The following is a 12532-nucleotide window of genomic DNA, read 5'->3' on the forward strand; positions in this document are numbered from 1 at the left end:
GGAATCATCTCATGGCAACAGTCTTATTCCAAGAAACAAACACACGGTATACGGATCAAACGGAAGTCGCTGACTTCCTTGCGTCACGCGGCGTTCTTTACGAACAGTGGGACGTTTCGAAACTTCCAGCGCCTCTCGTTGAGAACTTCACACTGACGGATGCAGACAAACAAACGATTCTCGATACGTTCGCTCCTGAAATCAAAGACGTATCAGAACGTCGTGGGTATCAGACAGCTGATATCATCTCACTTTCGGATACGACACCGAACCTTGATGAGTTGCTCGTCAACTTCCAGAAAGAACATCACCATACGGATGATGAAGTTCGTTTCATCGTCAGCGGTCATGGCGTCTTCGCGATCAAAGACGAAGAGGTCGGCTACTACAATATCGAACTCAATCCTGGTGATTTGATTTCCGTTCCTGTTAACACACGCCACTACTTTACGCTTCAAGACGATCGTAAAGTCGTTGCTGTTCGGATCTTCGTCACGACAGACGGCTGGGTTCCGATTTATGAAAACGAGACGTCAACGGTCTCTTAAGATCGATATAAGCGCTGATTTCCTTCATATGAAGGAAATCAGCGCTTTTCTTATCGCACAAACATATCACTACATTGACACGTAACCGATATAATGAAGGAAAAGCGATGAGGAAGTGAGCGTCATGCATATTCGTCCCGTAACGGAACACGACTTACCAGCGATTCTCGCCATCTATAACGAAGGCATTGAAGATCGGATCGCAACGCTTGAGACCGACCAAAAGGACTTATCCTTCATGACCCAGTGGTATGCGGAACGCACCGATCGATATGCCGGATATGTCGCTGAAGATGACACAGGTGTCCTCGGCTTCATTTCCCTCGATCCGTATAATCCGCGTCCTGTCTACGCATCCGTCGGTGAGATTTCGGTTTATATCACCCGGACACATCGTGGACAAGGGATTGGCACACGTTTGCTCGAAACGATTGAACAACATGCCCGTGATCATCAGATGCATAAGCTGATCCTCTTTACCTTCCCATTCAATAAAATCGGACAAAAACTCTATATCCGCTCCGGGTTCCGGATCGTCGGAACGTTTAAGGAGCAAGGACAGTTGAACGGCGAATATGTCGACGTCATGGCGATGGAGAAACGCTTGCGATAGGATTCATTGAATGCCAGACAGGGAATAGTCAATCCGATTCATTGAGAGAGGATGAACCTAATGGATATTCAACAAATTCGTAATGCAACACTCGTTGTCACGTATGCCAATCAAGTCTTACTGATTGATCCGTTCCTTGGCGAAAAAGGCAGCTTACCTCCCTTCGGTCAAACACCGAATGCCGTCGCCAATCCACTCGTCGACTTACCGGTCGATGTCAAGACACTGCTTGATCCTGACGCAATCTTCGTCACGCACCTGCATGCCGATCATTTCGACGATGCTGCAAAACAACTTCTACCCAAGCATTTGCCACTCTATGCGCAGCAAGAAGAAGACGCGCAACAAATTCGAGAAGCCGGCTTCACGAACGTTTCTTCCTTCGATTCCGGTGTAACGATCGGTGATATCCAAATCCATCGAACAGGTGGACAGCATGGTGTCGGTGAAATCGGCGAACGGATGGGACGTGTGTCTGGGCTCGTCCTCACCCATCCGGACGAACCGACACTTTATATCGCAGGTGATACGATCTGGTGCGACGAGGTCGCGCATGCAATCGAACAACATACACCCGATATCATCGTCGTCAACAGTGGTGCCGCTCAGTTCTTGACCGGAGAGCCGATCACGATGTCACAGCGTGATCTCCTTGCCGTACACGAAGCGGCGGCGGAAGCGACGATCATCGTCTCGCACCTCGAGTCCGTCAACCACTGTCTCTTGCGACGTGATATGATTGCTGACTTTTTAACTGCTTTCCATCTCTCTGCCCATTTCCTGATTCCGGAGGATGGCGAAACGATGTCATTTTAAGAACAGTAACTTTCATTAAAAAGAAGTCCTTGTTTCGAATATCCATCGAAACAAGGACTTCTTTTTGTTATGGGATGACGAGACCTAACAAACGAGCAAAGGCGACTGCTTGCTCTTCCGTAATGACAGCACCTGGTAAAAATCGCGGATCGATCGTAATACCAGAGAGCTCCGTCTGCCGGAGGTCGAGACCTTTTAACGGCGTTTCAATCCATTGACTATCCGTAAGCCGGACCGCTTCGAGTTTCCACTGGGTCGGTTTCACTTCGAAGAACTGTGCTTCTTTCATCGTCGTTTCGCTCCAGTGTTGGTGACGGACCGTACTGCGAATGAACTGTGCGTAATCCGCAAGTCCTTCCTGAATCGTCACATGGTCCAGCGTACAATCTTCGAACTGAACACCCGTCATCCGGCATCCGACGAAGGACACGCGGTGAAAACGAGTTTCTTGGAAGTGACATCCCGTTAAGTCACATTGCTCAAAACGGATATCTTCGAACGAACCACGGTCAAAGGTGAGATTCGCGAACGAGACATTTTGAAAACACACTTGATAGGCATCGATGCGTTCTGTCAGTTCACTCGGCATCGACTCTTTCTCATAACGCGCCCCTTTTAGATACAGGTCATCGATTTCGACTTGATCGAACGTCTCTGGTTGAAGCGTTTTCGGTAATTCTGGTAAACGGATAATGGTCTCTTTCAATGAAGGTTCCCCCTTTTTCTCTCCCTTAGTATATCAAACTCCTTTTATATGAGGGAAAATCGTTCAAATTCCCCTTTTTTCAACAGTTTTTATTTTGAGACACTTTGAGACCATGCTATAGTCAAAGAAAATCAAAATAAGAACATACGTTCTTTTATGTAAAGGAGTGATTCAAATGTTTTCTTCCGTCGTTTTACCACAAGATAAACGTATTTTTTGTGTCGACAGTGTGTCCTTCTACGCCAGTTGTGAATGCCAGTATCGCAATCTCCCTCCCTTGACGACACGCTTAGCGGTCGTCTCCGATTTAAAACGAAGCGGATCCGTCATTCTCGCTGCCACCCCTGCCTTAAAAGCACTAGGAATCAAGACAGCCGGTCGACTATATGAAATCGAGCAATTGCCATACGCTGTTCGTCGCACGATTCAACTTGTCGAACCACGCATGCTCGCTTATATGAAGACGTCAATACGTGTCCTTGATGTCCTGCACCAATTCGCCCCACCTGAAGCGATCCGCGTCTATTCGATTGACGAAAGCTTCATTGACATGACCGGAACCGATCGCCTATTTGGTTCCGACCTGCAAGCTGCCCTCAAAATTAAAGAAGCGATCCTGAAACAGACCGGCATCCACGTCCGGATCGGGATTGGTCCAAATAACGTCATCGCGAAACTGACCCTTGATTTAATCGGGAAAAAAGAAGGCATCGCGCGATGTGGATATGCCGACGTCGCACGACGTCTTCATGATTTTCCGATTCGGAAGATGTGGGGGGTCGGACACCGTATGGAACAACATCTGCAGATGATGGGGATTGAAACAATCGGTGATCTTGCAATGCGCCCTGTCGAAGAGTTGCACGAACGATTCGGTGTCATCGGTGCCGAACTATGGCACCACGCTTGGGGTCTTGACGCGTCACCGACACTTCTTGCGCCTCGTCATCTGTTCGAGAAAGCCCCTCAACGGACGATCGGACACGGTGTGACCTTAATGCAGGACTATTATCAGTTCGAACGCATTCGGAATGTGCTCAATGAACTCGTGCAGGATGTTGCCGCACGTTGTCGCTTTTCGAATCAAGTCGGCTGGACCGTTCACATCGGCGTCCGCTATTCTCGAAACGTCGTCCGAAGTGGTTTCTCCCGTCAAGTGCGGTTGCCTTATCCGACATCCGATGAACGAATCATTCTGCGTCACGTCTTACAATTATTCGAACCGAATTGGCTCGACGGAGAACCTGTTCGTTTTTTATCCGTCGCAGTGGGGCATTTGACTGCCGATCAAGGCACCTTACAGTTGTCTTTGTTCGAGGATAATGCGCGGCTCTGGAAACGACGACGGTTATTAAAAGCAATGGATGTCGTCAACCTCCGCTACGGAAAAGGAACGATTCGCCTCGCTGTCTCGTTTCTTGATACGAGTGTCGCCAAACGTCGTCTTCGTTTCGTCGGCGGTCATCCGGGAGGTGATCTTCATGACAGCGTATCGTGATCGAGGAAATTTAAAATGGATTCCTTTTCTCATGCCGGAACATTTGCAACTGTTGCGGGAATATTATGTCCAGATGCATCAGCTCGACTTGCCTGAAATTGATGAACAGTTGCAAGAATCATGGCACTTTCTGCTTCAAGAAGCTTTAATAGAAGGAAACGAACTTGAAATCACGTATTATAAGGAAAGTAGCTACGTGACGGTCGTCGGTTTCGTCGAACGACTAGAACCCGAACGTTCCGTTCTCTTTCTGCGCGGACGTGAAGTCATTGAAATTCCCTTCACACGAATCGTCCGGATCGAAAACGGGTAAGCTCTCATACAGATGGATGCTTTAAATCGTCCCCGGAAAGAAGGAATAGTCATGTTGGATTGGTTTACTTCCCTCCCCGTCGTCGTGCAAGCATTGCTTGCCGGAATGATGACGTGGGGGTTAACCGCACTTGGTGCGGCACTCGTCTTCGTCTTTACGACGATTGAAAAACGCGTCATGAACATGATGCTCGGTTTTGCCGCCGGCGTCATGATTGCCGCGTCGTTTTGGTCGCTGCTTGCTCCTGCGATCGAGTTCACGGAGCAGGATGGAGGAATCGCTTGGATTCCTGCCGCCATCGGTTTTCTCGCTGGTGGATTTTTCGTCCGTTTGCTTGACTTCGTCACACCGCATTTGCACTTATCTGCACCACTCGAGACGGCTGAAGGTCCTTCGACAGGACTCAAGAAAACGACGTTATTATTTCTTGCGATCACGTTGCATAATATTCCCGAAGGACTTGCGATTGGTGTCGCTTTTGGTGCCGCTGCCTTGAACATGGACGGTGCGACCGTCGCCGGTGCCTTGACGCTCGCACTCGGTATTGGGATACAAAACATGCCGGAGGGGGCTGCCCTATCGATTCCACTACGCGGTGAAGGAATGTCGCGCCGGCGCGCCTTCCATTACGGTCAATTGTCAGCAATCGTCGAACCGATTGCCGCGATGGTCGGAGCAGCCGCGGTCTTCTTCGTTCAACCGCTTCTACCGTATGCGTTATCGTTTGCTGCCGGAGCGATGATTTTCGTCGTCGTCGAAGAATTGATTCCGGAATCACAAGCAGAGAACGGATCCGATTTAGCAACGCTTGGTCTGATGGTCGGGTTTACGGTCATGATGATTCTCGATGTCGCACTCGGGTGATCTAAAAATATGCGATCATCTCCTCAAAAGAGGAAATGATCGCATATTTGTTCATGCACGTATCTTTAATAGACGCATCGCATTCAGGACCGCTAACATTGTCACACCGACATCAGCAAAGACGGCTTCCCACATCGTTGCGATTCCAAAGGCTCCAAGTAACAAAAAGATTGCTTTGATTCCAAGGGCAAAATAGATGTTTTGATAGACGATCTTTCGCGTCGTTCTGGCAACATCCATCGCATCGGCAAGCTGTTTCGGCTCATCGGTCATCAAAACGACATCCGCTGCTTCAATCGCCACATCACTCCCGATTCCGCCCATGGCGATTCCGACATCCGCCCGTGTCAGGACAGGGGCATCGTTGATTCCATCCCCTACGAACGCTGTTTTTCCTTTTGCTGTCTTCATCAGTTCTTCCAGCGCTTCGACTTTTTGATGCGGCAACAAGTTCGCAATGACGTGATCGAGATCCAACTGTTTTCCGATTGCTTCTGCCGTCTGTTTCCGATCGCCTGTCAACATGACGATTCGACGGATGCCTCGCTTTTTCAATTGGATGATCGCTTCCATCGTCGTCGTCTTCAGTTGATCTGCAATTCGAATCCATCCCAGATAGTCTTGGTCCTGAGTAATGTGAACATAGGTACCGATTTCGGTTTCTTTATCAGGTGTAAAGCCCAGTTCCTTTAACCACTCGGCATTTCCTGCACGCAGCAGTCGACCATCGTACTCCCCACTGACGCCTTTCCCTGCTATTTCTGATAAGTGAATGCCACCATCTTTAGATGGTAAGCCATCAACCGCCCGGACGATCGAAGTCGCGATCGGATGATTCGATTGCCGTTCCACCCGAGCTGCTACTTGTAGTAACTCTTGTTTCGTCATCGTATGTGCTTGAATAGCGACGACTTCAAAATTCCCTTTCGTCAACGTACCTGTTTTATCCAAGACGAGGGTATCGATTCGTTGCAACGATTCTAGATGATTTCCGCCTTTGACGAGTATGCCTCGCTTTGAAGCAGCACCGATTCCACTAAAAAAGCCGAGCGGGATGGAGAGCATGAGCGCACAAGGACAACTGATGACGAGAAAGACAAGCGCCCGGTACGTCCACTCGCTAAAGGAAGCATTCAGTAAGAGAGGCGGCAGAACCGCTAAAATTAGCGCAATCACGACAACAGCCGGCGTATAAACTCGCGCAAATCGTGTGATGAACTTTTCCGTCGGTGCTTTATGACGAGAGGCTTGTTCTACCAGTGAAATGATTTTCGCGACCGCCGAGTCCGTATACGACCGATCTACTTCAATCACTAACTGTCCGCCCGTGCTGATCGTACCGGCTAGCACATGATCCGTTTCATGTACACGCCGAGGAACCGATTCTCCTGTCAATGCTGCCGTATCCAGAAAGGCAGTACCTTGCTTGATCGTTCCATCAAGTGGAATCCGTTCCCCAGCACGGACGATGATTCGCTGTCCTGGAATGACATCTTCCGGACGCACACGTCGCCCATCCTCAAGCACGGCTTGCTCTGGTCTAATATCCATCAATGCTGAAATCGAGCGTCGTGATTGATTGACAGCCCTATGCTGAAAATATTCACCGATTTGATAAAACAACATGACTGCCACCGCTTCTGTATACTCCCCAATGACGAATGCCCCGATCGTCGCGAGCATCATCAAAAAATTCTCGTCAAACAACTGTCCGCGTCGTGTCGACCGAAGTGCATTACGTAATACTTCATTCCCGATGAATACATACGCCGTAAGATACAACCATATTTGTATGGACTCGGGAACAAGAAATGCTATTCCGAAAGAAGTCAGACCTATGAGTGTTTGAAGTTTCTTTGACCTTGTCCAAAATACCATTTCAGTCGTGTCTCGTGTATCCTGCTCGCGTTGCAGGAGAGCATCTGGTTCTAGTTCGTGAACACGCTGAACAACGTGACGATACGTCTGTTCTTGGATATCTGGGGATGCGTATGTGATATAGAGACGTTGCCCTGCGAAATCCAACGTCGCTTCCTTGACTCCTGTTACGTTTGCCACGCCACGCTCTACTTTCGCTGCACAGTTCGCACAATCAATTCCTGAAATCCGGATCGGTTCAGTCGCTTCACGCATTCTCTCACCTCATTCAAATATTTGTTTGATTATACAGTCATCGTACGCCTTTTTCCTTCCGTTATCAATCCATACTTTCCTCGGTCTTGCGCCCGATATTCTGATTGGTTCTATCTCACAAGAATAAAACATGATATGTTTTTACATAGCACATCATTATAGAAGGAGATTACCATGCACATCATTGAACTCTTGAAAGCTCTTTTACTCGGTTTCGTCGAAGGGATGACGGAATTCGCACCTGTCTCCTCGACTGGTCATATGATCATCGTGGATGACATGTGGTTACAAACAACAGAATTTCTTGGTAAGTATTCGGCGAACACCTTTAAGGTCGTCATTCAGCTCGGATCAATCCTCGCGGTCATCGTCGTCTTTTGGAAACGCCTCTTCAGCTTGATCGGTTTGTATAAGATTGAAGGCGAACATGACGCATCAGGGACACACAAGTTAAAACTACGTCACGTCTTGATCGGTCTTCTACCAGCAGCTGTTCTCGGGTTGTTATTCGAAGATTTCATCGATGAGAACCTCTTCTCGATTGAAACGGTCATCATCGGTCTTGCTGTCGGTGCCCTCTTGATGATCGCAGCCGATAAATTCGGACCAAAGGAACCAAAAACCACATCGCTTGATCAGATTACATATCGCCAAGCAGCACTCGTCGGTCTGTTCCAATGTATTTCCCTTTGGCCTGGCTTCTCCCGTTCTGGTTCAACGATTTCCGGAGGGGTCTTCCTCGGGATGAATCACCGGACGGCAGCTGACTTTACGTTCATCATGGCTGTACCGATCATGTTCGGTGCTAGTTTCCTTTCGCTCGTTAAGAACTGGGAGAACATTCAACCGAACCACTTCGCATTCTATGCTGTCGGTTTCGTTGCGTCGTTCGTGTTTGCCCTCTTATCGATTCGCTTCTTCTTGAAGCTGATCAACAAGATCAAACTCGTTCCATTCGCAATCTACCGTCTTGTCTTAGCAGCTGTCTTAGCTGTCATCGTCTACATGTAAGTTCAAACCGTTAGCTATTTTAGCTGACGGTTTTTCATTTTTTTGAAACTAATTCACTTCGTTAAGGGTATATAGGGATGAGACATAACTAAAGGAGTGAATGCCACATGGCACGCAGAAGTCGGAGTACATCAAAACTCCCATTAATCATCGGAGTCGTTGTTGTCGCCATGATTGCCTTTTTAGCAATCGGACAATACAACAGCCTCGTCAATGTAGAAGAAGATGTATCGAATAAATGGTCGCAAGTCGACAACCAAATCAAGCGTCGTGCGGATTTGATTCCGAACCTCGTTGAAACTGTTAAAGGTGTCGCGGGTCAAGAAGAAAAAGTATATGGAAAAGTCGCAGAAGCCCAAGCGGGTCTTGCGCGTGCTGCGTCAACCGAGCAACGAATTGAAGCTGACCAACAAGTCACGTCTTCGCTTCGCGGATTGATTGCCTTGCAGACGACGTATCCGGAACTAAAATCAAGCGAACGATTCCAATCCTTGATGGACACGCTGGAAGGAACAGAAAATCGTCTTGGGATCGCCCGCAAGGATTACAATGATGCTGTAACCCTCTACAACAAAAAACGTCGGAGCTTCCCAACGACACTCTACGCATCCGCCTTCGGATTCGAGAAAAAGCCGTATTACGAGATTTCAGACAGCGACCGGGAAAATCCGACCGTCGACTTTAACAGTGATTCGAAATGATTCGGCGGTGGACGCGACTTCTGTTGAGCGCGTTCCTCGTCTTCTTCCTCTTCGTTCCAACAGCTAGTGCCGTTTCAGAACGGACGGGAGCAGCCTTCTTCATTCAGGATGATGCTCAGCTGCTCACCCCTTCGGAAGAAGCCGAACTCGCGCAACTCGGTCAGGAACTCGAACGATATACGACGGCACAAGTCGTCCTCAAGACGGTTCCCGATCTAAAGGGACAGGATTTAAGCTCTTACGCCAATGAAACGTTCCGGCGCCAAGGCATCGGTCAAGAAGGAAAAGACAATGGTGTTCTTGTCGTCGTCGCTCCAAACGAAAAAAATCGACAATTCCGGATTGAAGTTGGTTATAAGCTTGAAGGGATCTTGACGGACATCACGGCTGGGCGCATCCTCGATCAATACGCGGTTCCTTATAAAGAGAACAGTGAGTATGGAAAAGCAGCCTCCGAAACATATAAAGCGGTCGTCAGTGTCATCTCAAAGGATCAATCGCTTGAGTCACAGGATCCTCCGAAAACACAAAATGACGACGGACTTCCGCTTTGGACGAAGATTCTGATCGGTGCTGGATTATTGATCTTATTGTTCCTCGATATGAAGTTCACCGGTGGTATGTTCTTCTTTGCGATTTTGAACATCTTCTCCGCGATCATGCGCGGTGGTGGTGGAAATGGTGGCAGTCGTGGTGGTGGCGGAAGTTCCGGCGGTGGTGGTGCCGAACGGTAGAAAAGGAGTCGTTTTTTCATGAGGATCATCTTAGGGTATTACCTCCTCCTGACACTCATCGGATTTGTCTCGATGTGGCAGGATAAACGTCGAGCGCAACAACATGCTTACCGGACATCCGAAGCGACACTATTGACGATTGCTTTCCTCGGTGGTGCACTTGGTTCTTGGATTGGTATGTACACAGTCCGGCACAAGACACGGAAAGCGAAGTTCCAATGGCTCGTTCCAATAGCTGCTATCTTGCATCTCGCTTTCTGGTTTATTTACACTTCACAATAAAAGAATGTGACCGATAGAGAAAAGAACGTACGGAAATGTGTCCGTCGTTCCTTTTCTTTTTTTGTATGAGGTCAATGATTATGAATAACAGGTTTAATTTCTTTTTTGTTCAGGGTAAAGAATTTAACCAATTTAATAAATACATCTTTTTTGATGTACTGAGAGGTGGACATCCCTTTATGTGGCATCCTTGCGCCGAATGTACGACATCAATCCGTTTCGTTGAAGCGGGAGCACTCCATATTCAATCACCAACGCCAGAAATCTATTCCTATCAATCGTTCGAGCAGCTTGAACAGCTACTGACATCGCTCTTACGTGTAGCGGATTATCCTGTATCGTGTCGTGCCACACAATCGCGTTACGTGACAGCACCTATCCTAGCTTCAGCGCTTCTAGAACAACTGAAGCATCGATCTGCGATTGATTTCATCCAGCATGGGGTCATGACGAGCCACCTACAACCGATTTATGATATCCAGCGCAACGTGCTCGTCGCGAACGAAGCATTGCTACGAGCAGCAGATGATAACACGCCTATCTCGCCTGGTGTCCTGTTTTCAACGGCCTCGAAGATGGGACTTCATTCCCGTCTCGATCAACGAGCGCGTGAAGAAGCCATCCGTGCGACGCACCATATCGGTGGCACAGAAAAAACGTTCATCAACTTCCTTCCTTCGACGATCTATAATCCGGAGTATTGCCTGCGCCATACGTTTGAAATCGTCGAGCGTTATCAAGTCGATCCGAGTCGGCTCGTCTTCGAAGTCGTCGAAACGGAAAAAATTGAAGACGTCAACCATTTGAAACACGTCTTCGAACAGTATAAAAAGCAAGGCATTCAAGTAGCACTGGACGATGTCGGCGCTGGTTTTTCGACACTCGATATGTTGTCTTTGCTTCAACCGGATTATATTAAGATTGATCGTTCCTTCATCGATCACTGCGATATGAACTCAGAAAACGAAGCCTTTTTACGAAAAGCCCGTCATCTGACACGAGAAATGGGGATTCAAATCTTAGCGGAAGGTATCGAACGGCAAGAAGAACTCGATCTTTGCCGCGAACTCGGCTTCGATCTTGGTCAAGGATACTTACTCGGTCGCCCTGCTCCTTATGCTCGCTTTGCGAAAGCACAATAAAAATACGCACATGGACCGTCTGATGATTCGGTCCATGTGCGTATCTTTATGTTAAGTCGTCGAAACGGAAACCGTCTCGTTCCGTGTGATAGCATCGACTAATTGTTCTGTTGATACAATCGGACGCAACAGACGACACAGTTCCTCTTTTGATGTCCGTAAAGCAAGTGCTTCGACGACATCGAGCGATAATGCGAAGTCTGCGAGTGTCGTCGGCTGTTCTTGTACAAGAAGATAGTCACGCAACTCTGCATAATCGTCATCATGTCCGAGTAACTTCTCCTGAACGAGTAGTCCGTAACCGACCTTACTCCCGTGTAAAAACGCATGCGTTTCTGGATAAGGCGATAACGCGTTATGCACTGCGTGTCCGATTGCACCACGCGTCGCCGCGTCACCAAAACCACCAATGCTTCCGGCTAACGGAATGACGGTTTCGACGAGATGTTGGATTTCAACGGGATACTCACGAAAACGCGTTTCCGTTATATTCGTCGACAAGATAAGATCCTTACAACGTTCAGCTGTCCGAAGCGCCATCTCAATGATGGGATCTTCAGCCGATGATCCGCTTAAGGCACGTGCTTCATACCACTTCGCTAGCGTATCGACGAGTCCCGCTACAAAATAAGCATACGGACTTGCTGCGATGATCCGATGATCGAGTAAAAGGGCTTCAATCACGACGGGGAACGTATCAAATCGGATGTACTGTCCCTCTTCGTTATACATGACACTGAGCGGAGTCCACGGAGCACAGTTCGAGACGATCGTCGGAATGACGATGATCGGGCGTTGTAATTGAAACGCAACTTGTTTTGCCGTATCGATGACACTCCCACCTCCGAGCGCGAGAATCACATCGTATGGAGCACATACCTGTTTGAAAGCTTCCACCTGTTGATCCGTACAATGCCCTTCAAATGAAAAACGTGGTAATTCTGGTAAAGCAAAAGCGGCTGCTTCATAGGCTTGACGTCCATGAATCAGGACTGCTGAACGATCACCTATCACTTCTTTAAGTTGATCGAGTGCGTGTTGCTCATGTATGTATTGTAAAACAGCTTGTCGAATCACAGGATCGCCTCCTAATATTTGTTATCGCTCAGTATACGCAAAAGAACTCACTTCGGCAATCATTCGATTTTTACAGGAGGAGCGCGTACACTAG

At 48.1% G+C, this 12532-nt stretch carries 14 protein-coding genes; 11 read left to right on the forward strand and 3 right to left on the reverse strand.

All coding sequences use genetic code 11. From position 1 onward, the window contains the following. The first annotated feature begins 11 nt into the window (after positions 1-11). From KNQ14_RS13740 to KNQ14_RS13750, 3 genes are all read left to right on the forward strand, one after another. Positions 12-548, forward strand: a complete 537-nt coding sequence (locus KNQ14_RS13740) for a 1,2-dihydroxy-3-keto-5-methylthiopentene dioxygenase (protein WP_023467032.1) — start codon at positions 12-14, stop codon at positions 546-548. 124 nt (positions 549-672) lie between these two features. After that, positions 673-1161 carry an arsinothricin resistance N-acetyltransferase ArsN1 family A gene (locus KNQ14_RS13745; RefSeq protein WP_064300625.1) on the forward strand — a complete coding sequence of 163 codons (489 nt, stop codon included), beginning with the start codon at positions 673-675 and terminating at the stop codon, positions 1159-1161. A gap of 60 nt (positions 1162-1221) precedes the next feature. After that, positions 1222-1977 (forward strand): MBL fold metallo-hydrolase, encoded by a 756-nt coding sequence (locus KNQ14_RS13750; protein ID WP_058703768.1) that lies wholly within the window; start codon positions 1222-1224, stop codon positions 1975-1977. A gap of 67 nt (positions 1978-2044) precedes the next feature. Here KNQ14_RS13750 and KNQ14_RS13755 read toward each other — a convergent pair whose 3' ends face one another. Further along, positions 2045-2683, reverse strand: a complete 639-nt coding sequence (locus tag KNQ14_RS13755) for a pentapeptide repeat-containing protein (RefSeq protein WP_214861364.1) — start codon at positions 2681-2683, stop codon at positions 2045-2047. A 175-nt stretch (positions 2684-2858) separates the two neighbouring features. Between KNQ14_RS13755 and KNQ14_RS13760 the strand changes: the two genes are divergently transcribed. From KNQ14_RS13760 to KNQ14_RS13770, 3 genes are read left to right on the forward strand one after another with little or no spacing between them, the layout of a single operon-like run. Further along, positions 2859-4181, forward strand: coding sequence for a Y-family DNA polymerase (locus tag KNQ14_RS13760; protein ID WP_214861366.1), 1323 nt, complete (start codon positions 2859-2861; stop codon positions 4179-4181). After that, on the forward strand, positions 4165-4494 hold the full coding sequence (locus tag KNQ14_RS13765; protein WP_023467027.1) for a YolD-like family protein: 330 nt from the start codon (positions 4165-4167) through the stop codon (positions 4492-4494). Before KNQ14_RS13760 ends, KNQ14_RS13765 begins: the two co-directional genes overlap by 17 nt. Before the next feature lie 51 nt (positions 4495-4545). Continuing rightward, a complete protein-coding gene (locus KNQ14_RS13770) occupies positions 4546-5358 on the forward strand; it encodes a ZIP family metal transporter (RefSeq protein ID WP_023467025.1) in 813 nt (270 codons plus the stop codon). A gap of 51 nt (positions 5359-5409) precedes the next feature. On the opposite strand, the gene KNQ14_RS13775 is transcribed toward KNQ14_RS13770, so the two are convergent. After that, positions 5410-7491 (reverse strand): heavy metal translocating P-type ATPase, encoded by a 2082-nt coding sequence (locus tag KNQ14_RS13775; RefSeq protein WP_214858785.1) that lies wholly within the window; start codon positions 7489-7491, stop codon positions 5410-5412. Between the two features lie 174 nt (positions 7492-7665). On the opposite strand from KNQ14_RS13775, the gene KNQ14_RS13780 reads away from it, so the two are divergent. The 5 genes from KNQ14_RS13780 (at position 7666) to KNQ14_RS13800 (ending at position 11361) form a co-directional block, all read left to right on the forward strand. Beyond that, positions 7666-8502: an undecaprenyl-diphosphate phosphatase gene (locus KNQ14_RS13780; protein WP_214861367.1), complete on the forward strand. Its 837-nt coding sequence runs from the start codon at positions 7666-7668 to the stop codon at positions 8500-8502. Between the two features lie 107 nt (positions 8503-8609). Next, positions 8610-9203, forward strand: a complete 594-nt coding sequence (locus tag KNQ14_RS13785) for a LemA family protein (protein WP_214861368.1) — start codon at positions 8610-8612, stop codon at positions 9201-9203. Beyond that, positions 9200-9937: a TPM domain-containing protein gene (locus KNQ14_RS13790; RefSeq protein WP_214861369.1), complete on the forward strand. Its 738-nt coding sequence runs from the start codon at positions 9200-9202 to the stop codon at positions 9935-9937. The genes KNQ14_RS13785 and KNQ14_RS13790 overlap by 4 nt, the downstream gene beginning before the upstream one ends. Before the next feature lie 18 nt (positions 9938-9955). Beyond that, complete coding sequence (locus tag KNQ14_RS13795; protein ID WP_055970203.1) at positions 9956-10219, forward strand: DUF1294 domain-containing protein; 264 nt, start codon at positions 9956-9958, stop codon at positions 10217-10219. Between the two features lie 179 nt (positions 10220-10398). After that, a complete protein-coding gene (locus KNQ14_RS13800; protein WP_214861370.1) occupies positions 10399-11361 on the forward strand; it encodes an EAL domain-containing protein in 963 nt (320 codons plus the stop codon). Between the two features lie 51 nt (positions 11362-11412). Here the strand turns inward: KNQ14_RS13800 and KNQ14_RS13805 are convergent, their stop codons facing one another. Then, entirely contained in the window at positions 11413-12438 is a 1026-nt protein-coding gene (locus KNQ14_RS13805) for an iron-containing alcohol dehydrogenase family protein (RefSeq protein ID WP_214861371.1), read from the reverse strand. Positions 12439-12532: the final 94 nt, after the last annotated feature.

The organism is Exiguobacterium sp. s161, assembly GCF_018619045.1.
Lineage (GTDB): Bacteria > Bacillota > Bacilli > Exiguobacteriales > Exiguobacteriaceae > Exiguobacterium_A > Exiguobacterium_A indicum.